This window comes from Halomonas sp. B23F22_3, assembly GCF_043496965.1.
Classification (GTDB): domain Bacteria; phylum Pseudomonadota; class Gammaproteobacteria; order Pseudomonadales; family Halomonadaceae; genus Halomonas.
In genome coordinates this window covers 1-24,865 of record NZ_JBIEKG010000001.1, presented here as the reverse complement: position 1 = coordinate 24,865, position 24,865 = coordinate 1, and the positions used below count along the sequence as shown (strand labels likewise).

The 24,865-nt window shown below is 68.6% G+C and carries 20 protein-coding genes; 14 read left to right on the top strand and 6 right to left on the bottom strand.

The genetic code is table 11. The features are described from left to right. Positions 1-35: 35 nt before the first annotated feature. The 5 genes from ACGTNG_RS00100 to trpC all read left to right on the top strand — a co-directional run bounded on the left by ACGTNG_RS00100 (position 36) and on the right by trpC (position 4,949). A complete protein-coding gene (locus ACGTNG_RS00100) occupies positions 36-701 on the top strand; it encodes a phosphoglycolate phosphatase (RefSeq protein WP_394574799.1) in 666 nt (221 codons plus the stop codon). 249 nt (positions 702-950) lie between these two features. Then, complete coding sequence (trpE, locus tag ACGTNG_RS00095; protein ID WP_394575537.1) at positions 951-2,447, top strand: anthranilate synthase component I; 1,497 nt, start codon at positions 951-953, stop codon at positions 2,445-2,447. 52 nt (positions 2,448-2,499) lie between these two features. Then, entirely contained in the window at positions 2,500-3,084 is a 585-nt protein-coding gene (locus tag ACGTNG_RS00090; protein ID WP_394574798.1) for an anthranilate synthase component II, read from the top strand. A 30-nt stretch (positions 3,085-3,114) separates the two neighbouring features. Then, complete coding sequence (gene trpD, locus ACGTNG_RS00085) at positions 3,115-4,134, top strand: anthranilate phosphoribosyltransferase (protein ID WP_394574797.1); 1,020 nt, start codon at positions 3,115-3,117, stop codon at positions 4,132-4,134. A gap of 8 nt (positions 4,135-4,142) precedes the next feature. Next, positions 4,143-4,949 carry an indole-3-glycerol phosphate synthase TrpC gene (gene trpC, locus ACGTNG_RS00080; RefSeq protein ID WP_394574796.1) on the top strand — a complete coding sequence of 269 codons (807 nt, stop codon included), beginning with the start codon at positions 4,143-4,145 and terminating at the stop codon, positions 4,947-4,949. Between the two features lie 91 nt (positions 4,950-5,040). On the opposite strand, the gene ACGTNG_RS00075 is transcribed toward trpC, so the two are convergent. Further along, positions 5,041-8,238 carry an FAD-binding and (Fe-S)-binding domain-containing protein gene (locus tag ACGTNG_RS00075; protein ID WP_394574795.1) on the bottom strand — a complete coding sequence of 1,066 codons (3,198 nt, stop codon included), beginning with the start codon at positions 8,236-8,238 and terminating at the stop codon, positions 5,041-5,043. 199 nt (positions 8,239-8,437) lie between these two features. On the opposite strand from ACGTNG_RS00075, the gene serS reads away from it, so the two are divergent. Then, positions 8,438-9,715 carry a serine--tRNA ligase gene (gene serS, locus ACGTNG_RS00070; RefSeq protein ID WP_394574794.1) on the top strand — a complete coding sequence of 426 codons (1,278 nt, stop codon included), beginning with the start codon at positions 8,438-8,440 and terminating at the stop codon, positions 9,713-9,715. A gap of 101 nt (positions 9,716-9,816) precedes the next feature. Here the strand turns inward: serS and ACGTNG_RS00065 are convergent, their stop codons facing one another. Next, a complete protein-coding gene (locus ACGTNG_RS00065) occupies positions 9,817-10,602 on the bottom strand; it encodes an SIMPL domain-containing protein (protein ID WP_394574793.1) in 786 nt (261 codons plus the stop codon). Positions 10,603-10,727: 125 nt separating this feature from the next. Here ACGTNG_RS00065 and ACGTNG_RS00060 point away from each other — a divergent pair, with 125 nt between their 5' ends. Further along, positions 10,728-11,825 carry an AI-2E family transporter gene (locus ACGTNG_RS00060; RefSeq protein WP_394574792.1) on the top strand — a complete coding sequence of 366 codons (1,098 nt, stop codon included), beginning with the start codon at positions 10,728-10,730 and terminating at the stop codon, positions 11,823-11,825. Between the two features lie 72 nt (positions 11,826-11,897). On the opposite strand, the gene trxA is transcribed toward ACGTNG_RS00060, so the two are convergent. Further along, on the bottom strand, positions 11,898-12,221 hold the full coding sequence (gene trxA, locus ACGTNG_RS00055) for a thioredoxin (RefSeq protein ID WP_089847268.1): 324 nt from the start codon (positions 12,219-12,221) through the stop codon (positions 11,898-11,900). Positions 12,222-12,530: 309 nt separating this feature from the next. Here trxA and cysB point away from each other — a divergent pair, with 309 nt between their 5' ends. Further along, positions 12,531-13,502 (top strand): HTH-type transcriptional regulator CysB, encoded by a 972-nt coding sequence (gene cysB, locus ACGTNG_RS00050; protein WP_394574791.1) that lies wholly within the window; start codon positions 12,531-12,533, stop codon positions 13,500-13,502. A gap of 93 nt (positions 13,503-13,595) precedes the next feature. Here cysB and ACGTNG_RS00045 read toward each other — a convergent pair whose 3' ends face one another. Together ACGTNG_RS00045 and pabB are read right to left on the bottom strand one after the other, a co-directional pair. Further along, positions 13,596-14,342, bottom strand: coding sequence for a phosphoadenylyl-sulfate reductase (locus tag ACGTNG_RS00045; RefSeq protein ID WP_394574790.1), 747 nt, complete (start codon positions 14,340-14,342; stop codon positions 13,596-13,598). 66 nt (positions 14,343-14,408) lie between these two features. After that, entirely contained in the window at positions 14,409-15,830 is a 1,422-nt protein-coding gene (pabB, locus tag ACGTNG_RS00040; RefSeq protein WP_394574789.1) for an aminodeoxychorismate synthase component I, read from the bottom strand. Between the two features lie 203 nt (positions 15,831-16,033). On the opposite strand from pabB, the gene ACGTNG_RS00035 reads away from it, so the two are divergent. From ACGTNG_RS00035 to prpD, 6 genes are all read left to right on the top strand, one after another. After that, a complete protein-coding gene (locus tag ACGTNG_RS00035; protein WP_394574788.1) occupies positions 16,034-16,750 on the top strand; it encodes a GntR family transcriptional regulator in 717 nt (238 codons plus the stop codon). Positions 16,751-16,779: 29 nt separating this feature from the next. Further along, complete coding sequence (prpB, locus tag ACGTNG_RS00030; protein ID WP_394574787.1) at positions 16,780-17,685, top strand: methylisocitrate lyase; 906 nt, start codon at positions 16,780-16,782, stop codon at positions 17,683-17,685. A gap of 44 nt (positions 17,686-17,729) precedes the next feature. Continuing rightward, a complete protein-coding gene (prpC, locus tag ACGTNG_RS00025; protein ID WP_394574786.1) occupies positions 17,730-18,857 on the top strand; it encodes a bifunctional 2-methylcitrate synthase/citrate synthase in 1,128 nt (375 codons plus the stop codon). Between the two features lie 181 nt (positions 18,858-19,038). Beyond that, the gene (gene acnD / locus ACGTNG_RS00020) at positions 19,039-21,666 is read left to right on the top strand and encodes a Fe/S-dependent 2-methylisocitrate dehydratase AcnD (RefSeq protein WP_394574785.1); all 2,628 of its coding nucleotides are present in this window, start codon (positions 19,039-19,041) and stop codon (positions 21,664-21,666) included. A gap of 91 nt (positions 21,667-21,757) precedes the next feature. Further along, complete coding sequence (gene prpF, locus ACGTNG_RS00015; protein ID WP_394574784.1) at positions 21,758-22,948, top strand: 2-methylaconitate cis-trans isomerase PrpF; 1,191 nt, start codon at positions 21,758-21,760, stop codon at positions 22,946-22,948. Between the two features lie 112 nt (positions 22,949-23,060). Then, complete coding sequence (prpD, locus tag ACGTNG_RS00010; protein WP_394574783.1) at positions 23,061-24,542, top strand: 2-methylcitrate dehydratase; 1,482 nt, start codon at positions 23,061-23,063, stop codon at positions 24,540-24,542. A 125-nt stretch (positions 24,543-24,667) separates the two neighbouring features. Here the strand turns inward: prpD and ACGTNG_RS00005 are convergent. Continuing rightward, a partial coding sequence (locus ACGTNG_RS00005) for a hypothetical protein (protein WP_394574782.1) occupies positions 24,668-24,865 on the bottom strand: 198 nt, incomplete at its 5' end.

Here is a 24,865-nt window from a genome sequence, read left to right as displayed (position 1 = left end):
ATAATGGGCCTTCGACCCATCCGACGAGAGGCGTCATGCACCCCATCCTTCACGACATCCGGCTGGTTGCCTTCGACCTGGACGGCACCCTGATCGACTCGGTGCCGGACCTCGCCGTGGCCGCCGATGCCGCCCTGGCGGATCTCGGCCTGGTGCCCCAGGGCGAGACGCGGGTGCGCGACTGGGTCGGAAACGGTTCGCTCACGCTGATGGCGCGCGCGCTCGAGGGCGCGCTGGGCGAGGCGCCGGACGAGGCGCTGCTGGCCCGCGCCCACCGCGGTTTTCTCGAGCACTATGGCCGTGCGCCCAGCGCGCACACCCGGCTCTACCCCGGGGTGCGCGAGGCGCTCGCGGCGCTCACCGCACGCGGACTGCCGCTGGCGCTGGTGACCAACAAGCCGAGCGCCTTCATCGCGCCGCTCCTCGAGGCCTTCGACCTGGCGCGCCACTTCGCGCTCTGCCTGGGGGGCGACAGCCTGGCGGCGAAGAAGCCAGACCCGGCGCCGCTGCTGCACGTGGCGGCCCATTTCGACGTGTCGCCATCGGCCTGCCTGATGGTCGGCGACTCGCGCCACGACATCGAGGCCGGCCGCGCCGCGGGCTTTCGCACCCTGGCGGTGCCCTACGGCTACAACCACGGCGAGCCGGTGGCGCTGAGCCGCCCGGATGGCACGGTTGAATCGCTCGCGGAACTCGTTTAGGGTGATTTTGTCTGGGCTATAATGAGCCTGATAACGATAGTTTTTTGTTATAACGGATCTCGCGATCTCCTCCGATGGACACCCCATGACGCTGGATGCCCCCGCCCACCGTGCTACTGACCGCCTCCTCTCGCGCCCCGGCATGATCGGCGGCTGGCGATGGTGACGCTCGCCTGACCGGGCGCCCCAGGCGGCGTCCCACTCCCCGAATACCAGTGTCTTTCTCTCCACCGCGAGGACCCGGGCATGATGACTCCCGAGCGCTTCCATGAGCTGGCCGACGCCGGCTATAACCGTATTCCGGTCACCCGCGAGGTGCTGGCCGATCTGGATACCCCGCTCTCCACCTACCTGAAGCTGGCCGACGCGCCCTGGACCTTCCTGCTCGAGTCCGTGCAGGGCGGTGAGAAGTGGGGGCGCTACTCGATCATCGGCCTGCCGTGCCGCGAGCGCATCGAGGTGCGCGGCTTCACCGTCCGCCATATCGTCGACGACGAGCAGCGGGGCGCCGTGGAGGTCGAGGATCCCCTGGCGTGGATCGAGCAGTTCCAGGCCCGCTTCAAGGTGCCGCGCCTGGACGACCAGCCGCGTTTCGACGGTGGCCTGGTGGGCTACTTCGGCTACGAGACCATCCGCTACATCGAGCCGCGCCTGCGTGGCCCCCAGGTCGACGCCAAGCCCGACCCGCTCGGCGTGCCGGACATCCTGCTGATGGTCTGCGACGACCTGGTGGTGTTCGACAACCTCTCCGGCCGGCTGACCCTCTGGACCCACGCCGACCCGGCCGAGGACGCCGCCTACGCGCGGGCCGTGGAGCGCCTGAAGCGCCTCGAGATGCGCTTGCGCAGCGCCACCCACAACACCGTCAGCCCCGGCACCGGCCGCGCGGCGGTGGAGGAGGGCGACTTCACCTCGGGCTTCACCGAGGAGGGCTTCAAGGCGGCGGTGGAGCAGATCAAGGAGTACGTGCTGGCCGGCGACGTCATGCAGTGCGTGCCCTCCCAGCGCATGTCGATCCCCTACCGGGCCGCACCGCTGGACCTCTATCGCGCCCTGCGCAGCCTCAATCCCTCGCCCTACATGTTCTATCTGAACCTGGGCGATCATCAGGTGGCCGGCTCCTCGCCGGAGATCCTCACCCGCCTGGAAGATGGCGAGGTGACCGTGCGGCCCATCGCCGGGACCCGCAAGCGTGGCCGCGACGAGGCCGAGGACCGGGCGCTGGAGGCCGAGCTGCTGGCCGACCCCAAGGAGCTCGCCGAGCACCTGATGCTGATCGACCTGGGGCGCAACGACGTCGGACGGATCAGCGAGACCGGCTCGGTCACCGTGACCGACAGGATGGTGGTGGAGCGCTACTCCCACGTGATGCACATCGTCTCCAACGTGGTGGGTCGCCTGAAGCCCGGCCTCTCGGCCATGGACGTGCTGCGCGCCACCTTCCCGGCGGGCACCGTCTCCGGCGCCCCCAAGATCCGCGCGCTGGAGATCATCGACGAGCTGGAACCGGTCAAGCGCGGCGTCTACTCCGGCGCCGTGGGCTACCTCTCCTGGCACGGCAACATGGACACCGCCATCGCCATTCGCACCGCCGTGATCAAGGATGGCCAGCTGCACGTCCAGGCCGGCGCGGGCATCGTTGCCGATTCGGTGCCGGAGATGGAGTGGCAGGAGACCCTCAACAAGGGCCGCGCCCTGTTCCGCGCCGTGGCCATGGCCGAACGCGGCCTGGATAACCTCGAGTGACCCCTGATTCCTGTCGCCCGGCGCTGGCCGGGCGAGTGCCGGAGAGCGCACCATGTCCGTGCTGATGATCGACAACTACGACAGCTTCACCTTCAACGTGGTCCAGTACCTCGGGGAGCTGGGCGCCGAGGTGGCTACCCACCGCAACGACGCCATCACCCTCGACGAGATCGAGGCCCTTTCGCCGAGCCACCTGGTGATCTCGCCGGGGCCCTGTACCCCGGACCAGGCGGGCATCTCGCTGGCGGCCATTCGCCGCTTCGCCGGGCGCATCCCGGTGCTCGGCATCTGCCTGGGACATCAGGCCATCGGCCAGGTCTATGGCGGGCGGGTCGTGCGCGCCCCCCAGGTGATGCACGGCAAGACCTCGCGGATCCGCCACCTCGGCCAGGGCGTGTTCGAGGGCCTCGAGGAGCCGCTGGAGGTGACCCGCTACCATTCACTGGTGGTCGAGCGCGAGGGCCTGCCCGACTGCCTGGAGGTCACCGCCTGGTGCGACGAGGACGACGTCACCCCCGGGCTGATCATGGGACTTCGCCACCGCGAGCTCGACGTGGAGGGCGTGCAGTTCCACCCCGAATCGATCCTCACCCGCCAGGGCCATGAGCTCCTGGCCAACTTCCTGAAGCGTCGCTGAGCCGTGCCCCAGTCAGAGGAGAAGAATCCCATGCAGATGCGAGAGGCCCTCGGCGCGGTGATGCGCCGCGAGAACCTGAGCTTCGGCGAGACCCACGCCGTGATGCGCCAGATCATGACCGGCGAGGCCAGCGAGCCGCAGATCGCCGCCTTCCTGATGGGCATGGCGATGAAGGGCGAGACCGCCGAGGAGATCAGCGCCGCCGCCCAGGTGATGCGCGAGCTGATGACCCCGGTGCGGCTCACCGCCGAGAACGTGGTCGACATCGTCGGCACCGGCGGCGACGGGGCGAACCTGTTCAACGTCTCCACGGCGGCGAGCTTCGTGGTGGCCGCCGGCGGCGCCCACGTCGCCAAGCACGGCAACCGCGGCGTCTCCTCCTCCTCGGGCAGCGCCGACCTGTTCGCCGTGGCGGGGATCCACCTGGACCTCGATGCCGAGCAGGTCGGGCGTTGCATCGAGCAGGTGGGCGTCGGCTTCATGTTCGCCCCCAACCACCACCCCGCGATGCGCTACGCCGTGGCGCCGCGGCGCGAGATGGGCGTGCGTACCCTGTTCAACATCCTCGGGCCGCTGACCAACCCCGCCGGTGCGCCTAATCAAGTGCTCGGCGTCTACGCCCCGGAGCTGGTGCCGTTGATGGCCGACGTGCTCAAGCGCCTCGGCAGCGAGCACGTGCTGGTGGTCCACGCCGAGGACGGCCTGGACGAGATCTCGCTGGCCCAGCCGACCCTGGTCGCCGAGCTCAAGGACGGCGAGATCCACGAGTACACCATCACCCCCGAGCAATTCGGCATCGAGCGCCAGTCGCTGGACCCGCTGCGCGTCAAGACCGCCGAGGATAGCCTGCGGCTGGTCGAGCAGGCGCTGGTGGGCGAGGGGCCGGCCGCCGACATCGTCGCGCTCAACGCCGGCGCCGCGCTCTATGCCGCCGGGGTCGCCGATACCCTCAAGGAAGGGGTGGCCATGGCCCAGGATGCCCAGGCCTCTAAGCTGCCGCTGGAGAAGCTCAAGGAGCTTGCCAACTTCACCCGCGTGTTCAACCAGTGAGGCCCGACATGACCGACGCTTCCGCCCTGCCGACCATCCTCGAGCGCATCCTGTCCCGCAAGGCGGAGGAGGTCGCCGAGCGCTCCCGGGCCGTCTCCGAGCAGGAACTCCTGCGCCTGGCCGCCGAGCAGGACGCCCCCCGTGGCTTCGTCGCCGCCCTGGCTGGCACCATCGAAGGCGGTGATCCGGCGGTGATCGCCGAGATCAAGAAGGCCTCGCCCTCCAAGGGCGTGATGCGCGAGGACTTCCGGCCCGGCGAGATCGCCGCGAGCTACGCCGAGGGCGGGGCCGCCTGCCTCTCGGTGCTGACCGACGCCGACTTCTTCCAGGGCCACGAGGACGACCTGATCGAGGCCCGCGCGGCCTGCGGCCTGCCGGTGATCCGCAAGGACTTCATCACCCACGGCTACCAGGTGAGCGAGGCGCGCGCCATCGGCGCGGACTGCATCCTGCTGATCGCCGCCGCCCTGGACGACGACCGGATGGCGGATCTGCACCGTCAGGCCGTTGAGCTCGGCATGGACGTGCTGGTGGAGGTCCACGACGCCCTGGAGCTCGAGCGGGCGCTGGCGCTCGACCTCGCCCTGGTCGGCATCAACAATCGCGACCTGCACACCTTCGACACCCGGCTCGAGACCACCCTGGAGCTGCTGCCCCGCATCCCCGCCGGCGTCACCGCGGTCACCGAGTCCGGCATCCACACCCGCGATGACGTGCTGCGCATGCGCGAGCACGACGTCAACGCCTTCCTGGTGGGCGAGGCCTTCGTGCGCGAGGCCGAGCCCGGTCAGGCGCTGCGCCGGCTGTTCTTCTGATCCCTCGCCTCAAGGCACGAAGGACAACGGGCAGCCCTTGGGCTGCCCGTTGTCTTGTCCGGCTATCGGTCGGAAAGGATCGCAGCGGCCGTCAGCGCTGCTTGAGCCAGCCCAGCAGGGCCTGAAGCGGGTGGGGCAGGGTCTGATCGGAGAAGCGCTTCGCCTGGCTGCGGCAGGAATAGCCGGTGGCGAGCAGCCGGCCGGCGTTGGCCTCATCTTCCACCTGGGGCTGCCAGGACTGGGCGTAGATGGTCCGCGAGGTGTCGAGGTTGCGGGCCTCATGGCCGTAGGTGCCGGACATGCCGCAGCAGCCGGTACTGACCAGCTCGAGCTCCAGGCCGAAGGCGGCGAACAGCTGCTGCCAGGCCTTGGGGCTGCCCGGGGCGTTGGTCTTCTCGGTGCAGTGGGAGAGCAGCCGGAAGCCGGGATCGCGGCCCGCGTCCGGGGCGGCGACGCGCGCCAGGCTCGGCGTCTGCGTGACCAGCCACTCCTGGAGCATCAGCACCTCGGGCACCGCGTCCGGGCCCAGGGCCTTCACGTACTCCTGGCGGTAGCTGAGGGTCATGGCGGGGTCGATGCCGACCAGCGGCACGCCGAACTCGGCGAGCGTCGCCAGGCGCCGGGCCTGCTTCTCGGCGGTGCGCGCGAAGGCACCCTGGAAGCCCTGGACGTCCAGCGGCTTGCCGTTGGGCGAGAAGGGCGCCACGAAGACCCGCACGTCGAGCCGCGAGAGCAGCTCGACGATGTCCATGACCAGCCGCGCCTCGAAGTGGCTGGTGAAGGCGTCCTGCACGAGCACCACGCTGCGGGCCTTCTGGGCCTCGGTGAGCAGGCCCAGCGAGGTGGGCGTGGCCTGGGCCACGCCCCAGGCGGCGAGCTGCTTTCTGAGGCTCGCGCGGGAGAGCCGGGGGCTGTCGACCAGGCCGATGGGGCCGGCCAGCAGGCGGTCGACCAGGCGGTTGCACAGGGCGGCGTTGTAGATCGGGGCGACCCGGGAGAGTGCGGGCAGCAGGAACTCCATGCCGCCGACCAGGTAGTCCCGCACCGGGCGCAGGTAGCGGCCGTGGTAGGCCGCCAGGAAGCGCGAGCGGGAGTCCGGCACGTTGACCTTCACCGGGCACTGGCCGGCGCAGGACTTGCAGGCCAGGCACCCGGCCATGGCGTCGTAGACCTGGTGGGAGAAGTCCGCCTCGCGGTCGCGACGCCAGGTGTTGAGGGCGCGGCGGGGCAGGCGCTTGACGAAGCCCCAGGCGCCCTCGGCGCGCTGGCGGCGAGACTCCTCGATGAGGTCGACGCCGGCCTCGCCCTGCAGGCGCAGCCATTCACGGATCAGGCTGGCGCGTCCCTTGGGCGAGTGGACCCGGTCCCGGGTGGCCTTCCAGGAGGGACACATGGCGTCGTCGGGGTCGTAGTTGTAGCAGGCGCCGTTGCCGTTGCAGTAGACGGTGGCGGCGTGGGCCTGCCAGACCCGCTCGTCGATGGTGCGATCGAGCTGGCCGCGGGTGGGCACGCCGTCGACGGCCAGCAGGCCGGGATCGACCCACTTGACGGTTTGCTCGTCTTCGCTCCCTTCCGGGCTGGACTGGTCGGCCTGCGCGTCATTTTCGGCCGAGGGAGCCCTATCCGCGTTTTCGGGCGGAATAGAGAGCGGCGTCGCGATCTTGCCGGGATTGAGCTGGTTATGGGGGTCGAAGGCCGCCTTGACCCGCTGCAGGCTGGGGTAGAGCTCGCCGAAGAAGGCCGGGGAGTACTCCGAGCGCACGCCCTTGCCGTGCTCGCCCCACAGCAGGCCGCCGTACTTCCGGGTCAGCGCGGCCACCTCGTCGGAGACCTCGCGGATCAGCCGCTCCTGTTCGGGGTCCTTCATGTCGATCGCCGGGCGCACGTGGAGCACCCCGGCATCCACGTGGCCGAACATGCCATAGGCCAGCCCGCGGGCGTCGAGGGCGGCGCGGAACTCACCGATGAAGTCCGCCAGGTGCTCCGGTGGCACCGCGGTGTCCTCGACGAAGGGGATCGGGCGCTTCTCGCCCTTGGCATCGACCCGGGCGTTGCCGAGCAGGCCCACGGCGCGCTTGCGCATGGCGTAGACCCGCTGGATCTGTGGGCGGCCCTCGGCCAGGGTGAAGCCGAGGCGATTAACGCTCGCGTCCGTCTCCAGGTGGCGGCAGAAGGCCTCGACCCGCCGGGCCAGCCGCTCGGGGTCGTCGTCGTTGAACTCGACGAGGTTGATGCCGCGCACCGGCGTCTCCCCGGCAGGGAAGAACTCCGCCACGCTGTCCCAGACGAAGTCCTCCATGGCCAGCAGCAGCACGGTGTCGTCCACCGTCTCGATGGAGGTGGGCGCCGCCTCCCCGCCCATCAGCGCCTTGGCATCGCGCAGCGCGTCCATGAAGCCGGCGTAGCGCACGTTGACCAGGGTCGAGTGCTTCGGGATCGGCAGCACGTTGAGCACCGCCTCGTCGAGCAGGCCGAGCGAGCCCTCCGAGCCGCACAGCAGGCTGTTGAGGTCGAGCTTGCCTTCCGCCGTCCTCAAGTGCGCCAGGTCGTAGCCGGTCAGGCAGCGGTTGAGCGGCGGGAAGGTGGACTCGATCAGCTCGCGCTGGGTGTCGATGATCTCCCGGGCGGTGCGGTAGGCCGTGCCGGTGACGTCGTCGCGCTCGCAGAGCGGCGCGAGCGCTTCGTCGGCCAGCGGGCGGCTGACGAGGCGTTCGCCGCCGAGCAGCACGGTCGTAAGCTCGAGCACGTGATCGCGGGTCTTGCCGTACTCGCAGCTGCCCTGGCCGCTGGCGTCGGTCGAGATCATGCCGCCGATGGTGGCGCGATTGGAGGTGGACAGGTCCGGCGCGAAGAAGAGCCCGTGGGGCTTGAGCGCGGCGTTGAGCTGGTCCTTGACCACCCCCGCCTGGACGCGCACCCGGCGGGCCTCGACGTCGATGTCGAGGATGGCGTTCATGTGCCGCGAGACGTCGACCACCAGGCCGTCGGTGAGCGACTGGCCGTTGGTGCCGGTGCCGCCGCCGCGGGGCGTGAGCACAACGTCGCGATGCGCCTCGCGCCCGGCCAGGCGGGCGATGCGCTGAAGGTCCTCGCCGTGCTTCGGGCTCAGCACGGCCTGGGGCAGGCGCTGGTAGATGGAGTTGTCGGTGGCGAGCACCGTGCGGGTGGCGTAGTCCGGGGTGATCTCGCCCTCGAAGCCCTCGGCTTTCAGCGCCTCGAGAAAGCGCAGGTAGCGGGCGTCGAGGCCCGGCAGGGTGCTGGCGTCAGCGGTGTCCAAGCGTGCGATCATGGCGTCGTGTTCAGTGGTGGCGCCGCCCAGGCGAGGCAGGGCGGGGGGAAGGAGTGCGCCTACTCTACCGCGAGAGGGCGGGGGTGCGCATCCCGCGGGCCCGCGCCGCGTAGCGCCCCTGCCCCCTTTTGCCTACAATGGGCGCCTGATTTTCACCACCGCCTGACCTTCCTTCACCGACTGCAACGGACTGGATGCCATGCTCGATCCCAAACTGCTGCGCAGCGACCTCGATGCGGTCGCCCAACGACTGGCCACGCGGGGTTATGACCTCGACACCGAGCGCCTCGAGGCGCTGGAGTCCCGGCGGCGCGAACTGCAGGCCGAGACCGAGTCCCTGCAGAACGAGCGCAATACCCGCTCCAAGTCCATCGGCAAGGCCAAGGCCCAGGGCGAGGACATCCAGCCCCTGCTGGCCGAGGTGAGCGACCTGGGCGACCGGCTCGATGCCGCCAAGGCCCGCCTCGCCGAGGTGCAGGCCGAGTGGGACGCCCTGGTCAGCGGCATTCCCAACCTGCCCCACGAGAGCGTGCCGGAAGGCCAGAGCGAGGAGGAGAACGTCGAGCTGCACCGCTGGGGCACGCCGCCGGACTTCGACTTCGAGGTGCGCGATCACGTCGACCTGGGGGCGCTGCAGGGTGATCTCGACTTCGAGCTGGCGGCCAAGCTCACCGGCTCGCGCTTCGCCGTGATGCGCGGGCCCATCGCGCGGCTGCACCGCGCGCTGACCCAGTTCATGCTCGACAAGCAGACCCTCGAGCACGGCTACGAGGAGTGCTATGTCCCCTACATGGTCAACGAGGCCTCGCTACACGGCACTGGCCAGCTGCCCAAGTTCGGCGAGGACCTCTTCCGCCTGGATGACGAGCGCGGCTTCCACCTGATCCCCACCGCCGAGGTGCCGCTGACCAACTTCGCCCGGGACGAGATCCTCGAGCACAAGATGTTGCCGGTGCGGCTCACCGCCCACACGCCGTGCTTTCGCAGCGAGGCGGGCTCCCACGGCCGCGACACCCGCGGCATGATCCGCCAGCACCAGTTCGACAAGGTCGAGATGGTGCAGATGGTCGAGCCGGAGCAGAGCTACGCGGCCCTGGAGGAGATGCGCGGCCACGCCGAGGCGATCCTCCAGGCGCTGGGCCTGGCCTATCGGGTGGTGACCCTGTGCACCGGTGACATGGGCTTCGGTGCCGCCAAGACCTACGACCTGGAAGTCTGGATGCCGAGCCAGCAGACCTTCCGCGAGATCTCTTCGGTCTCCAACTGCGAGGAGTTCCAGGCGCGGCGCATGCAGGCGCGTTTCCGCCGCCCGGAACAGAAGAAGCCGCAGCTGCTGCACACCCTCAACGGCTCCGGCCTGGCGGTGGGGCGCTGCCTGATCGCGGTGATGGAGAACCACCAGAACGCCGACGGCTCGATCACCGTGCCCGAGGTGCTGCGCCCGTACATGGGCGGCGTCGAGACGATCAACGGCTGATACCCTCGCGCTTTGCTGAAGACCGAAAACCCCACCTGGGCGCCGCCCGGGTGGGGTTTTTCGTTGAGCCGGGGCAAGAGGACGCCGCCTTGGCGCGCCGCTCAGGGCGCGTCGTCGAGTGCCCAGCTGACGTTGACGCCGGCCTCGATGGTGATGGTGCCCGGGCGATACTCCGTGGGGGCGGCGCCCTCGGCGCGCGCATCGCTCATCGCCATCATCCGCGGCTGGAACACCGGCGCGCGCGTCTCGCTGGCGGCAATCACCTCGCCCAGTTCGATGCCCAGGGTCTCGGCCATCAGCTTGGCCTTGTGACGCGCCTTCTCCAGCGCCTTGACCAGCGCCTCGTCGGTGGCGGCCTCGCGGTCGGAGAGATCGTAGCGTACGCCGTCCAGGGCGTTGACGCCGGCCTCGGTCAGGGCGTCGAGCAGGCCCGGCAGCTGGGCGAGATCCTCGACCTCGATGCTCACGGGGCGCAGGAGGCGAGTGCGCACCTGGGGGACACCCTCGTCGTCATCGTGCCGCGCCATCGGCAGGTGCTGCGGCTGGACCTGGAGCGAACCGGCGGTGATCGCCTCGCTGGCCAGCCCCTCGGCCTCCAGGCGCTGGATCAGCGCCGCGGCGCGCTCCTCCAGGCGCTGGCGCGCCTGGCGCAGGGCCTCGGCGTCGGCCTCGCGCTCGGCTCCCTGGGGCACGGCCGGCGTGTGCTCCCAGAGGCGGGCCTCGAGGGTGGCGCGATCCGGCACGACCGAGAGCTCGGCCTGGGCCTGGATGTCCAGGCGGCTGGGCGGCTCCGCCGCCAGGGCGCTGGCCGTCAGCGGCGGCGCGAGCGACAGCAGGGCGGCCAGCGCCGGAAGGCACAGCGCGCGGGCAGGGCGGGGGAAGGTCATGACTCGCTCCTTGTCGTCAGTGGGACACCGGGCTTCGAGCCCGCGGGGCGAGGATGGTTCCGCTCCTTGCAATTGCATCGTGCCCCGTCATCATGAGCAGACCATCGACGACCGTGAGACCGGGCATGCCCCCACCCCCCCAGAACGAGCAGCCGCAGAGTATCCCCCTCAACCTGACCCTGGCGCTGGCCGCGCTGGTGGTGATCGTGGCCGGCATGCGAGCGGGGTCCAGCCTGCTGGTCCCGCTGCTGCTGTCGCTGTTCATCGCCGTGGTCTGTACGGCCCCGGTGCAGTGGCTCAACCGCCTCGGCCTGAGCCTGCGCCTGTCGGTCTGGCTGACCCTGGTGGTGATCGGCGGCTTCCTCTCGCTGCTCGGCGTGCTGCTGGTCAACAGCTTCGGCACCTTCGTCGAGGCGCTGCCGGGGATCGAGCAGAAGCTCTACCAGTACTATCTGGGGCTGCTCGATGGGCTGGCCGGCATGGGCCTGGCCATCGACACCGACCGCCTGGCGGAGCTGCTGGACGCCGAGCAGTTCGGCGGCTGGATCCCGGCGCTGCTCGGCGAGGTGGGCAACCTGATGATGCAGAGCATCGTCGTGTCTCTGCTGGTGATCTTCCTGCTCTTCGAGACCCTCAACTTCCGCGACAAGATCTCCCGGGCCCTGGTCAACCCGGCGCCGAGCCTGCGGCGCTTCAGCGAGTTCAGCCACACCCTCAAGCGCTACCTGGCCGTGAAGACGCTGATCAGCCTGGCGACCGGCGCGCTGATCTGGCTGGCCTGCAAGCTGCTGGGCGTGGAGTTCCCCCTGCTGTGGGCGGTGCTGGCCTTCGCCCTGAATTACATTCCCAACATCGGCTCGGCCATCGCCGCGGTGCCGCCGGTGCTGCTGCTGCTGGTCTCGCCCCAGGGCGGGCTGGTGGATGCCATGCTGCTCTCGGCGGCTTACCTGGGGGTGAACTTCGTGATGGGCAACATCATCGAACCGCGGGTGATGGGGCGCGCGCTGGGGCTCTCCACCTCGGTGGCCTTCCTGTCGCTGGTGGTCTGGGGATGGATCTTCGGTGCGGTGGGCATGCTGCTCTCGGTGGTGCTGACCATGACCCTGAAGATCGCCCTGGACAGCCATCCGCAGACGCGCTGGATCGCCCACCTGCTGGGGCCGGCGGTCGGCTCGCCCCTCGACCAGGCCGACCGGCCGATCTCCAAGCGCAACGAGGAGTAGCTCCTCGCGGCGTCGCCCCGAACGACATCGCCCCGGCCGTGGCCGGGGCGATGTCGTGCGGGGAACGCGCGATCAGGCGTTCTGGTCGATGAACTGGCTCAGCTGAGACTTGGACTGAGCGCCGACCAGCGACGCGACCTTGGTGCCGGACTTGAACAGCATCACGGTGGGCACGCCGCGCACGCCCTGCTCGGCGGCGATCTCCGGAGCGTCGTCCACGTTGATGCTGACGACCTTGAGGTTGCCATCGCGCTCTTCGGCCACCTCATCGACCACCGGCGCCATCACCTTGCAGGGACCACACCAGGGGGCCCAGAACTTCAGCAGGACCGGTGCGTCGGCCTTGAGGACTTCCTGCTCGAAGTTGGCATTGGTGACATCGACGTTGTTGGCCATGTGATTCTCCAGTTTCGTTGCGCTGCATCGAGCGGGTATGGGGGCATGCGGGACATGCCCGGTCGGACGATGTTAGCGATCGTCCGGGGTGCTGGCAAATCCCCGCTGCCGTTGCGAACGCCGGTCGGCGGTTGCATCGAGCCCGCCAGGTTATGCTATAAAGTGATTGTGGGTTATTTTTTTATGTCCTTAAGGTATTTTAAGGGCGCCATGGCAGGCCGGTATCCGCGGCATGCCGGGTCGGTACGCACCGTCAGCACGCATAGACAGCACTCACAGCATAGACAGCACGCATAGGAGAGGGCGGCCATGAAGCTTCAGCAGCTGCGTTACATCTGGGAGGTGTCACGCCACAACCTCAACGTCTCGGCCACCGCTCAGAGCCTCTTCACCTCCCAGCCCGGCATCTCCAAGCAGATCCGCCTGCTCGAGGACGAGCTCGGCGTCGAGATCTTCGCCCGCAGCGGCAAGCACCTGACCCGTGTCACGCCGGCCGGGCAGGCGATCATCGAGCTGGCCGGGCAGGTGCTGAGGCTGGCCGAGAACATCAAGGACGTCGCCCAGGAGCACAGCGACGAGCGTCGCGGCAGCCTCTCCATCGCCACCACCCACACCCAGGCGCGCTATGCGCTGCCGCCGGTGATCCGCGACTTCACCCAGAAGTATCCCGACGTCGCACTGCACATGCAGCAGGGCACGCCCAAGCAGATCGCCCAGATGGTCAGCGACGGTCAGGCCGACTTCGCCATCGCCACCGAGTCCCTGGACCTCTTCAACGATCTGGTGCTGCTGCCCTGCTACCGCTGGAACCGCTGTGTGCTGGTGCCCACGGGCCATCCGCTGGCCGAGCTCGAGACCCTGACGCTGGAGGCGCTGGCCGACTATCCGCTGGTCACCTACGTGTTCGGCTTCACCGGTCGCTCCCAGCTCGACGATGCCTTCCGGGCGCGCGGCCTGTCGCCCAACGTGGTGCTGACCGCCGCCGATGCCGACGTGATCAAGACCTACGTGCGCCTCGGCATGGGGGTGGGGATCGTCGCGCACATGGCGGTGGATGCCGAGCACGACACCGACCTGGTGGCGCTGGAGGCGGATCACCTGTTCGAGAGCTCCACCACCAAGATCGGCATTCGTCGCGGCACCTTCATGCGCGGCTACATGTACGACTTCCTGGAAGGCTTCGCCGGCCACCTCGACCGGGACCTGGTGGACGCGGCGCTGGCCGCCGGCCCCCGTCATGAGCAGGGGCTGTTCGAGGACATCGAGCTGCCGATCCGCTGAGGCTTGCCTGGCCGTCTCGACGTCTTGTCGAAGCGAGCACACAGCGAAAGGGCGCCCCGCGGGGCGCCCTTTGTGGTGTCGTGGAATGGCGGCTCAGGCGCTCGACGAGGCCGGCGGCACCAGGTTCACGGCGTGCAGCCCACACTCCTTGCCGCCCTGATCCTCCCACCACCAGCGCCCCTCGCGCTCGTGCTGGCCCGGCAGGGTGGGGCGCGTGCAGGGCTCGCAGCCGATGCTCACATAGCCGCGCTCATGCAGGGCGTTGTAGGGCACGTCGAACATGCGGATGTAGGTCCAGACGTCGTCGCTGGTCCAGCGGGCCAGCGGGTTGATCTTGAAGAGCGGCGCCTGCTCGCTGCCGAAGGCGCTGTCGCGCTCGGCGATCTGCAGGCTGGAGCGGGTGCCGGGGCTCTGGTCGCGGCGCTGGCCGGAGACCCACACCGGCAGGCCCGCCAGGCGCCGGCGCAGGGGCGCCACCTTGCGGATGCCGCAGCACTCCTGATGACCGTCGCGGTAGAAGCTGAAGAGTCCCTTCTCGTGCACCAGGGCCTGGACGTCCTCGGTGTCGGGCACGCGCACGTCGATGGGGATGGCGTAGTGATCGCGCACCCGCTCGATGAAGGCGTAGGTCTCGGCATGCAGGCGGCCGGTGTCCAGCGAGAAGACCGTCACGTCCTCCTTCGGCGCCACCTTCAGGGCCAGGTCGATCAGCACCACGTCCTCGGCGCCGGAGAAGGAGATCGTCAACTCGCCGAAGGCTCGGTAGGCGGCGCGCAGGATCTCCTTGGGCGTCTCCTGATCGTGCTCGAGGACGAAACGGTTGGGGTCGAAGGCAGTCATGGCACTCTCTGCTGATGGTATTGCCGCCACCCTAGCAGAGCCGTTGCGCCCCTCCCCAATACCGAATCATTGGATATCTATGTCCGGATCGACTAAGTGGGGATCTTTTTTATTCCATTTAGCCTCAGCGGTCGGCGTCGCCAGGGCCCGCATCAGGTGGCGGATCTTGTCCAGGGTCTCGGCATACTCGTCGTCGCCATTCGAGTCGGCGACCAGGCCGCCACCGCCCCACAGGTGCAGCCGGCCCGCCTCGGCCACCACGCTGCGAATGGCGATGGAGGTGTCCATCCGACCGCGCACGTCGACGTAGCCCAGGCTGCCGCAGTAGGCGCTGCGCCGGCTGGGTTCCAGCTCGTCGATGATCTGCATGGCACGCACCTTGGGGGCGCCGGTGATGGAGCCGCCGGGGAAGGCCGCCGCCAGCAGGTCCATGGGACGCCGGTCGGCCGCCAGCTCGCCGGTGATCACGCTGACCAGATGGTGGACGTTGGCATAGCTCTCCAGGCCGCAGAGCGTGGGCACCCGCACGCTGCCGGGCCGGCAGACGCGGCCCAGATCGTTGCGCAGCAGATCGGTGATCATCACGTTCTCGGCGCGATCCTTGAGGCTCGCCTCGAGCTCGGCGGCCAGCCGCCGGTCCTCGGCGGGGCTGGCGCCGCGCGGCCGGGTGCCCTTGATCGGTCGGGTCTCGACGCGCCCGTCCCGGCACTCGAGGAAGCGCTCCGGTGACAGCGAGAGGATCGCCTGCTCCCCCCGGGGGCCGGGCCAGGCCTGGTAGCCGGCATAGGGCGTCGGGGTGGCCTCGCGCAGGCGACGATAGGCGGCCCACAGGTCGCCCGCGTAGGGGGCGCTGAAACGCTGGGCCAGGTTGATCTGGTAGCAGTCGCCGGCGCGGATGTAGGCCTGCACGGCGTGAAAGCGCGCCAGGTACGCCTCGCGGCTGAGCTCGGCGGCGAAGGGGGCGGTGAGGCGAAAGGCCTGTGCCGGACGCGCCGCGGCCGCCAGCCACTCGAGCACCTCCGCGCGGCGCGCGGCGCTGGCCACCAGCCAGCTCTCCCGGCACTCGTGATCCTGAATCAGCGCCCAGTCATAGAGGCCGACCCGGCTGGCCGGCAGCGAGACGGCCGGGCGGGCCTGCCCCGCCACCGGTTCGAGTCGCTGCCCCAGGTCGTAGCTCCAGTAGCCGATCAGGCCGCCGAGAAACGGCAGGTCGCTCTCCGGCACCTCCCGGGACAGCCGGTCGAGCAGCGCCTGCTGGGCGGCAAAGGGAGCAAGCCCCGCCAGCGCCGGGTCGCCATGAACGCGACCGGACTCGTCGACTTCCAGCAGGGTCAGCGGGTCGCAGCTGAGGATGTCGTAGCGCCCCCCGGGCGCCGTCGGCCGACCGCTGTCGAGCAATACCGCGCCGGGCCTGTCGCGCAGCACCGCGAAATAGCCGAGCGGGTCCTCGTGGTAGGGCAGTGGAGTGATCTCGAGCGGTGGTGTCATCAGGTGTCTTCCCCTAGCAGGGCGTTCATTCTAGGCATCGCGAACCGACTTGTCCCTTCCCGCGATCGCGCATTGTCGACACGCACGTCGCCATCGGCCGTTTTGTCTACAACCAAAGGTGAAGGCTTTCTCTCGAGTGGCCGGTTGACCGCGAGAAAGCCAGTGGCTAAAGTTCTTCCATCATTTAATTGTCGACAATTGCCATGACCTCAGTCGCAACGGAACAGGCCGCCACCCCCGAAGTCCGCACCCTGGCGGAGCGGGTCTTCAACCAGCTGCAGGACGCCATCGTCCGTGGCGAGCTGGCGCCCGGCAGCAAGATCACCGAGCCCGGTCTCTCGCGCGCCTACGGCATCTCGCGCGGGCCGCTGCGCGAGGCGATGCGCCGACTGGAGTCGCACCGCCTGATCCAGCGGGTGCCCCACGTGGGGGCCCGGGTGGTCCAGCTCTCCATGAAGGAGCTGCTCGAGCTGTTCGACCTGCGCGAGGCCCTGGAAAGCATGGCCGCTCGGCTGGCCGCCGAGCACATGACGCCCGAGGAGATCGCCGGGCTGCGCGAAGTGCTCTCGGTCCACGAGCGCCAGGCCGACCTGCGCCGCGGCGAGGCCTACTACCAGCGCGAAGGCGACCTGGATTTCCACTACCAGATCGTGCTGGGCAGCCACAACAAGATGCTGATGGGCCTGCTCTGCGACGACCTCTACTACCTGGTGCGACTCTATCGTACCCAGTTCAGTGCCAGCGGCACGCGCCCGCAGCGTGCCTTCGTCGAACACCACCGCATCGTCGACGCCATCGAGGCGGGCGACGCCGAACTGGCGGAGCTGCTGATGCGCCGCCACGTCAGCGCCTCGCGAGCCAACGTCGTCGAGCGCTATGCGGCCACCCTCGAACCGCAGGATAGCGAGACCTCCTCCTGAGGCGCTCGACACAATAACGGAGACCATCCATGACTCAATCGACGCCCGGCGCCCGCTTCCGCGCCGCCCTCGAGGCCAACCGTCCGCTGCCCATCGTCGGCACCATCAATGCCTATACCGCCATGATGGCAAAGCGTGTCGGCCACCAGGCGATCTACCTCTCCGGCGGCGGGGTGGCCAACGCCTCCTATGGCCTGCCGGATCTCGGCATGACCACCATGAACGACGTGGTCGAGGACGCCCACCGCATCTGCGGGGCCACCGACCTGCCGCTGCTGGTGGACATCGATACCGGCTGGGGCGGCGCCTTCAACATCGCCCGCACCGTCAAGGAGATGCAGCGCGCCGGCGTGGCCGCCGTGCATCTCGAGGACCAGGTGGCGCAGAAGCGCTGCGGCCATCGCCCCAACAAGGCGATCGTCTCCCAGCAGGAGATGGTCGACCGCGTGAAGGCCGCCGCGGACGCGCGCCTCGATCCGGACTTCTACCTGATCGCGCGCACCGATGCCTTCCAGAAGGACGGCCTGGACGCGGCCATCGAGCGGGCCAACGCCTGCATCGAGGCGGGCGCCGACGCCATCTTCGCCGAGGCGGTGCACACCCTGGACGACTACAAGGCCTTCTGCGAGCGCGTCGATGCGCCGATTCTCGCCAACATCACCGAATTCGGCGCCACGCCGCTGTTCTCCCAGCAGGAGCTCGGCGAGGTGGGCTGTCGCATGGTGCTCTACCCGCTGTCGGCCTTCCGCGCCATGAACGCCGCGGCCCTCAAGGTCTACCAGAGCATCCACGACACCGGACACCAGCGCGACGTGGTGGAGCTGATGCAGACCCGCGACGAGCTCTACGACTTCCTCAACTATCACGACTTCGAGCAGAAGCTCGACGCCTTGTTTGCAGAGAACAGTAACGCGGAGCAGGGCAGCGACGCCTGACACGCCACGATACCGACAATAAACGACTCACGAGGAGACACGACATGGCAGATAAACCCATCGGTGGCGCCGGCCTGCGCGGCCAGAGCGCCGGCACCACGGCCCTGTGCACCGTCGGCCAGACCGGTTCCGGCCTGACCTATCGCGGCTTCGACATCAAGGAGCTGGCCGAGAAGGCGAAGTTCGAGGAAGTCGCCTACCTGCTGCTTAAGGGCAAGCTGCCCAACCAGGCCGAGCTCGATGCCTACATCACCAAGCTCAAGGGCCTGCGTGGACTGCCCCAGGCACTGAAGACCGTGCTCGAGCAGATCCCGGCCGATGCCCATCCCATGGACGTGATGCGCACCGGCGCCTCGATGCTCGGCAACCTCGAGACCGAGCAGAGCTTCGATGAGCAGCAGGACGTCTCCGACCGCCTGCTCGCCGCGCTGCCGTCGATCATCTGCTACTGGTACCGCTTCTCCCACGATGGCGTGCGCATCGAGACCGAGACCGACGACGCCTCGGTGGGCGGGCACTTCCTGCACCTGCTGCGCGATGAACCGGCCTCCGAGCTGCACGCCCGGGTGATGAACGTCTCGCTGATCCTCTACGCCGAGCACGAGTTCAACGCCTCGACCTTCACCGCCCGCGTCTGCGCCTCGACGCTCTCCGACATGCACTCCTGTGTGACCGGCGCCATCGGCTCGCTGCGCGGCCCGCTGCACGGCGGCGCCAACGAGGCGGCCATGGCGATGATCGAGGACTGGCAGTCGCCGGACGAGGCCGAGCGCGAGATCATGGGCATGCTCGAGCGTAAGGACAAGATCATGGGCTTCGGCCATGCCATCTACCGCGAGTCCGATCCGCGCAACGCCATCATCAAGCACTGGTCCCAGAAGCTGGCCGAGGACGTGGGCGACAGCGTCCTCTACCCGGTCTCCGAGCGCGTCGAGGCGGTGATGTGGCGCGAGAAGAAACTGTTCTGCAACGCCGACTTCTTCCACGCCAGCGCCTACCACTTCATGGACATCCCGACCAAGCTGTTCACGCCGATCTTCGTCTGCTCGCGCGTCACCGGCTGGTGTGCCCATGTCTTCGAGCAGCGCGCGAACAACCGCATCATCCGCCCGAGCGCCGACTACGTCGGCCCCGAGAAGAGCGAATGGGTGCCCATCGAGGAGCGCGACTGACGCCTCTGCCTGATCCCCTGTCGCGACAGGGGCGGGGACAAGGCGAAGCGAGGGTCCTACGCCAGGGATGGCGTCGGTAGCGCCCAGGGATGGGTTCATAGCGCCCTCGCGCAGGCTTGTTCCCGGCTGGATAGCCACTGCAAGCGTCTTTTCTTCTGTCCATGAACCGATGGTGCACGCCATGAATACCGACTACCGCAAGCCTCTACCCGGCACCGAGCTGGACTATTTCGACACCCGTGCGGCCGTCGACGACATCCAGCCCGGTGCCTACGATACCCTTCCCTACACCTCGCGGGTGCTGGCCGAGCAGCTGGTGCGCCGCTGCGAGCCGGAGCTGTTGACCGATGCGCTCACCCAGCTGATCGAGCGCCGGCGCGACCTGGACTTCCCCTGGTACCCGGCCCGCGTGGTGTGTCACGACATCCTCGGCCAGACGGCGCTCGTCGACCTCGCCGGCCTGCGCGACGCCATCGCCGAGCGGGGCGGTGACCCGGCCAAGGTCAACCCGGTGGTGCCGACCCAGCTGATCGTCGATCACTCCCTGGCCGTCGAGCATGCCGGCTTCGAGCAGGACGCCTTCGACAAGAATCGCGCCATCGAGGATCGCCGCAACGAGGATCGCTTCCACTTCATCGAGTGGACCAAGACGGCCTTCGAGAACGTCGACGTGATCCCCGCCGGCAACGGCATCATGCACCAGATCAACCTCGAGAAGATGTCGCCGGTGGTGCAGGCTCGCGACGGCGTCGCCTTCCCCGATACCTGCGTGGGGACCGACAGCCATACCCCGCACATCGACTGCCTGGGCGTGATCGCCCTCGGCGTGGGCGGCCTCGAGGCCGAGACCGTGATGCTGGGCCGTCCCTCCATGATGCGCCTGCCGGACATCGTCGGCGTGGAGCTGACCGGCAAGCGTCAGCCCGGCATCACCGCCACCGATATCGTGCTGGCCATCACCGAGTTCCTGCGCCAGGAGCGGGTGGTCGGTGCCTACCTGGAGTTCTTCGGCGAGGGCGCCAAGAGCCTGACCATCGGCGACCGGGCCACCATCTCCAACATGACGCCGGAGTACGGGGCCTCCGCGGCGATGTTCTACATCGACGACCAGACCCTGGACTATCTCAAGATCACCGGTCGCGAGCCGGAGCAGGTCGAGCTGGTCGAGACCTACGCCAAGCAGACCGGCCTGTGGGCCGACAGCCTGAGCGAGGCGCAGTACGAGCGGGTGCTGACCTTCGATCTCTCCACCGTGGAGCGCAACCTGGCGGGGCCCTCCAACCCGCACCGTCGCCTGCCCACCAGTGCCCTCGCCGAGCGTGGCATCGCCGTGAGCTCTTACATGGACAGCGACGAGGCCCAGGCGGAGGAGAAGGCGGGCAAGATGCCCGATGGCGCGGTGATCATCGCCGCCATCACCAGCTGCACCAATACCTCCAATCCGCGCAACGTCGTGGCCGCGGGCCTGCTGGCCAAGAAGGCCAACGATCTGGGCCTGGTGCGCAAGCCCTGGGTGAAGTCCTCCTTCGCGCCAGGCTCGAAGGTCGCGCGCCTCTACCTGGAGGAGGCCGGCCTGCTGCCGGAGCTCGAGAAACTCGGCTTCGGCATCGTCGCCTACGCCTGCACCACCTGTAACGGCATGTCCGGCGCCCTGGACCCCGAGATCCAGCAGGAGATCATCGACCGCGATCTCTACTCCACCGCGGTGCTCTCCGGTAACCGCAACTTCGACGGCCGCATCCACCCCTACGCCAAGCAGGCCTTCCTGGCCTCGCCACCGCTGGTGGTGGCCTACGCCATCGCCGGGTCCGTGCGCTTCGACATCGAGCAGGACGTGCTGGGCACCGACCAGCATGGCAACCCGGTCACCCTCAAGGACCTCTGGCCCTCCGACGAGGAGATCGACGCCATCGTCGCCGAGTTCGTCAAGCCGGAGCAGTTCAAGCAGGTCTACATCCCGATGTTCGACCTGGACGCCGCCGATAAGGCCGAGAGCCCGCTCTACGACTGGCGAGAGCAGAGCACCTACATCCGCCGTCCGCCCTACTGGGAAGGCAACATGGCGGCCGTGCGGGCCCTCAAGGGGATGCGGCCGCTGGCGATCCTGCCGGACAACATCACCACCGACCACCTGTCGCCCTCCAATGCCATCATGATGGACAGTGCGGCCGGCGAGTACCTGCACAAGATGGGCCTGCCGGAGGAGGACTTCAATTCCTACGCGACCCACCGGGGCGATCACCTCACCGCCCTGCGGGCGACCCTGGCCAACCCCAAGCTCTTCAACGAGATGGTGCGGGACGAGAACGGCGAGGTGCGCCAGGGTTCGCTGGCGCGTGTCGAGCCGGAGGGCGAGGTGACCCGCATGTGGGAGGCCATCGAGACCTACATGGACCGCGACCAGCCGCTGATCGTCATCGCCGGTGCCGACTACGGCCAGGGCTCGTCCCGCGACTGGGCCGCCAAGGGCGTGGCGCTGGCGGGCGTGGAGGCGATCGTCGCCGAGGGCTTCGAGCGCATCCACCGCACCAACCTGATCGGCATGGGCGTGATGCCCCTGCAGTTCGAGGAGGGCACCACCCGCCATACGCTGCAGCTCGACGGCACCGAGACCTACGACGTCGAGGGCGCCCCGGCGCCGCGTGCCACCCTCGAGCTGGTGATCCACCGCCGGACCGGCGAGGTCGACCGGGTGCCGGTGATCTGTCGCCTGGATACCGCCGAGGAGGTGACCGTCTACTCCGCCGGCGGCGTGCTGCAGCGTTTCGCCCAGGACTTCCTGGAGTCCGAGGTCGAGGCGGTCGGCTGAACCGGGCGATGAACGTCACCCCCTGATCCATCCATCGACCCGGCGCCGCCACGGCCCCGGGTCGATCTTTCTCGAGAAGGACGTGAATTCCATGGCACAGGTTCCACAGATCAGGGTGCCCGCCACCTACATGCGCGGCGGCACCAGCAAGGGCGTCTTCTTCCGCCTCGACGACCTGCCCGAGGCCGCCCGGGTGCCGGGTGAGGCCCGTGACCGCCTGCTGATGCGGGTGATCGGCAGCCCCGATCCCTACCAGAAGCAGATCGACGGCATGGGCGGGGCCACCTCCAGCACCAGCAAGACCGTCATCCTCTCCAAGAGCGAGAGCCCCGACCACGACGTCGACTACCTCTTCGGCCAGGTCGCCATCGACAAGGCCTTCGTCGACTGGAGCGGCAACTGCGGCAACCTCTCCGCCGCGGTGGGGCCCTTCGCCATCAGCAACGGCCTGGTGGACCCAGGCCGCATCCCCGAGAACGGCGAGGTCGAGGTGCGTATCTGGCAGGCCAACATCGGCAAGACCATCGTCTCGCGGGTGCCGATCACCGACGGCCAGGTGCAGGAGACCGGCGACTTCGAACTCGACGGCGTGACCTTCCCGGCCGCCGAGGTGCCGGTGGCCTTCAAGGATCCCGCCGACGGCGAGGGGGCGATCTTCCCCACCGGCCGGCTGGTCGATGACCTGGAGGTGCCGGCCGACGTGGTGGAGGGGGGAATCCTCAAGGCGACCATGATCAATGCCGGCATTCCCACCGTGTTCGTCAACGCCGACGAGCTCGGCTACTCCGGCAGCGAGCTGCAGGAGCCGATCAACGGCGATTCCCGGGCGCTCGAACGCTTCGAGACCATCCGCGCCCACGCCGCCCTGCGCATGGGGCTGATCAACGAGCTGAGTGAGGCCGCCAATCGCCAGCACACGCCCAAGGTCGCCTTCGTGGCGCCGCCGGCGAGCTACACGGCTTCCAGCGGCAAGGCAGTCGAGGCCGACGAGATCGATCTGCGGGTGCGGGCGCTCTCCATGGGCAAGCTGCACCACGCCATGATGGGCACCGCCGCGGTCGCCATCGCCTCGGCGGCGGCCATCGAGGGCACGCTGGTCAACCTGGCCGCCGGCGGCGGCAAGCGCAACGCCGTGACCTTCGGTCACCCCTCCGGCACCCTGCGGGTCGGCGCCGAGGCGAGCCTGGTCGACGGTCGCTGGGTGATCGACGAGGCGGTGATGAGCCGCAGCGCTCGCGTGCTGATGGAAGGCTGGGTGCGCGTGCCCGGTGACAGCCTCTGAGTCGCCATCGTCCGCCGCAATACACGCCCCGTGTCGGTGACACGGGGCGTTTTCTATAGTGAAGAGAGTGGTAGAGAGACACCGACCGACTCGCGACAGCAGGAGGCACCCGATGAGCACCGTGGAAACCAACGTGCGCCCGGAGTACGACGTCGAGCTGCAGACCCTCGCCGACTATGTCCTCGGGTTCACCATCGACAGCGACGAGGCGCTGCAGACGGCGCGCCACTGCCTGATGGACACACTGGGCTGCGGCCTGCTGGCGCTGCGCTTTCCCGAGTGCACCAAGCACCTGGGGCCGCTCGTCGAGGGTACCGTGGTGCCTCACGGGGCGCGCGTGCCCGGCACCTCCTTCCGGCTGGATCCGGTCAAGGCGGCCTGGGACATCGGGGCCATCATTCGCTGGCTCGACTACAACGATACCTGGCTGGCCGCCGAGTGGGGCCACCCCTCCGATAACCTGGGCGGCATCCTGGCCGTGGCCGATCACCTCTCCCAGCGGCGTGTCGCCGATGGGGGCGCGCCGCTGACCATGCGCCAGGTGCTCGAGGCGATGATCATGGCCCACGAGATCCAGGGCGTGTTGGCGCTGGACAACTCCTTCAATCGGGTTGGACTCGATCACGTGGTGCTGGTCAAGGTGGCCTCCACCGCGGTGGTGGCGAAGCTGATGGGGGCCGATCGCGAGCGGCTGCTCGCGGCGCTCTCCCACGCCTTCGTCGACGGACAGAGCCTGCGCACCTATCGGCATGCGCCGAACGCGGGGTCGCGCAAGAGCTGGGCCGCCGGGGATGCCACCTCCCGCGCCGTGCGCCTGGCCGATATCGCCATGCGCGGCGAGATGGGCATCCCGGGCGTGCTGACCGCACCGCAGTGGGGTTTCTACGATGTGCTCTTCAGCCACACCAACCGGGATCTCGCCACCAAGCCGGAGGAGCAGCGCCGGTTCAGCTTCCAGCGCGAGCTCGGCAGCCACGTGATGGAGAACATCCTGTTCAAGATCTCTTTCCCGGCCGAGTTCCATGCCCAGACCGCCTGCGAGGCGGCAGTGACCCTGCATCCTCAGGTGAAGGATCGCCTGGACGAGATCGAGCGCATCGTGTTGACCACCCACGACTCGGCGATTCGCATCATCTCCAAGGAGGGCGACCTGGCCAATCCCGCCGACCGTGATCACTGTCTGCAGTACATGACCGCCGTGCCGCTGATCTTCGGCGGCCTCACCGCCGAGCACTATGAGGACGCCTTCCACGAGGCCCATCCGCGGATCGACGAGCTGCGTAGGAAGATGGAGGTGGTCGAGGACGAGCGCTATTCCCGGGACTACTACGACCCGCAGAAGCGCGCCATCGCCAATGCCGTTCAGGTCTTCTTCAGCGACGGCACTACCACGGAGCAGGTCGCGGTCGACTACCCCATCGGCCATCGCCGCCGGCGGGCGGAGGGCATCCCGCTGCTGGAAGAGAAGTTCGAACACAACCTGGCCACGCGCTTCCCGGCGGGTCGCTGCGCCGAGATCGTCGGGCTCTGCGGTGACCAGGCCCGCCTGGAGCAGACCGCGGTGCACCGCTTCGTCGATCTGTTCGTGATCTGAGTCGGCGCGATCTCGTTTGATGCGCGAAGGCGCGGCATCGGGTGTCGAGGTGCGTCATGGCAGGGCGTTTCACGGCGGTCATGAAGAAAGGCGTGATGGTCCATGGCGCGCCCGCCCGGAGTGGGCTATATTTTTTCTTTGCCGAGGCCTTGCACGGTCCCCGGGAAATCCGTAAAGTACGCATCCGCTGCCGGCGACGGGCAAACGTTGCAGGCGGTGATAGTGGCAGAAGTGCTTGTTTCCACTTGGGTTTTTCGAAGACGCTTTGAAAATTCCCGCTTGACGAACTCGCCGCATTCGGTAGAATGCACGCCACTCGATCG

Bases quoted from the DNA above. Each gene is read 5' to 3' on its own strand.
- ACGTNG_RS00100 (WP_394574799.1), top strand. From the start codon at position 36: ATGCACCCCATCCTTCACGACATCCGGCTGGTTGCCTTCGACCTGGAC.
- trpE (WP_394575537.1), top strand. From the start codon at position 951: ATGACTCCCGAGCGCTTCCATGAGCTGGCCGACGCCGGCTATAACCGT.
- ACGTNG_RS00090 (WP_394574798.1), top strand. From the start codon at position 2,500: ATGTCCGTGCTGATGATCGACAACTACGACAGCTTCACCTTCAACGTG.
- trpD (WP_394574797.1), top strand. From the start codon at position 3,115: ATGCAGATGCGAGAGGCCCTCGGCGCGGTGATGCGCCGCGAGAACCTG.
- trpC (WP_394574796.1), top strand. From the start codon at position 4,143: ATGACCGACGCTTCCGCCCTGCCGACCATCCTCGAGCGCATCCTGTCC.
- ACGTNG_RS00075 (WP_394574795.1), bottom strand. From the start codon at position 8,238: ATGATCGCACGCTTGGACACCGCTGACGCCAGCACCCTGCCGGGCCTC.
- serS (WP_394574794.1), top strand. From the start codon at position 8,438: ATGCTCGATCCCAAACTGCTGCGCAGCGACCTCGATGCGGTCGCCCAA.
- ACGTNG_RS00065 (WP_394574793.1), bottom strand. From the start codon at position 10,602: ATGACCTTCCCCCGCCCTGCCCGCGCGCTGTGCCTTCCGGCGCTGGCC.
- ACGTNG_RS00060 (WP_394574792.1), top strand. From the start codon at position 10,728: ATGCCCCCACCCCCCCAGAACGAGCAGCCGCAGAGTATCCCCCTCAAC.
- trxA (WP_089847268.1), bottom strand. From the start codon at position 12,221: ATGGCCAACAACGTCGATGTCACCAATGCCAACTTCGAGCAGGAAGTC.
- cysB (WP_394574791.1), top strand. From the start codon at position 12,531: ATGAAGCTTCAGCAGCTGCGTTACATCTGGGAGGTGTCACGCCACAAC.
- ACGTNG_RS00045 (WP_394574790.1), bottom strand. From the start codon at position 14,342: ATGACTGCCTTCGACCCCAACCGTTTCGTCCTCGAGCACGATCAGGAG.
- pabB (WP_394574789.1), bottom strand. From the start codon at position 15,830: ATGACACCACCGCTCGAGATCACTCCACTGCCCTACCACGAGGACCCG.
- ACGTNG_RS00035 (WP_394574788.1), top strand. From the start codon at position 16,034: ATGACCTCAGTCGCAACGGAACAGGCCGCCACCCCCGAAGTCCGCACC.
- prpB (WP_394574787.1), top strand. From the start codon at position 16,780: ATGACTCAATCGACGCCCGGCGCCCGCTTCCGCGCCGCCCTCGAGGCC.
- prpC (WP_394574786.1), top strand. From the start codon at position 17,730: ATGGCAGATAAACCCATCGGTGGCGCCGGCCTGCGCGGCCAGAGCGCC.
- acnD (WP_394574785.1), top strand. From the start codon at position 19,039: ATGAATACCGACTACCGCAAGCCTCTACCCGGCACCGAGCTGGACTAT.
- prpF (WP_394574784.1), top strand. From the start codon at position 21,758: ATGGCACAGGTTCCACAGATCAGGGTGCCCGCCACCTACATGCGCGGC.
- prpD (WP_394574783.1), top strand. From the start codon at position 23,061: ATGAGCACCGTGGAAACCAACGTGCGCCCGGAGTACGACGTCGAGCTG.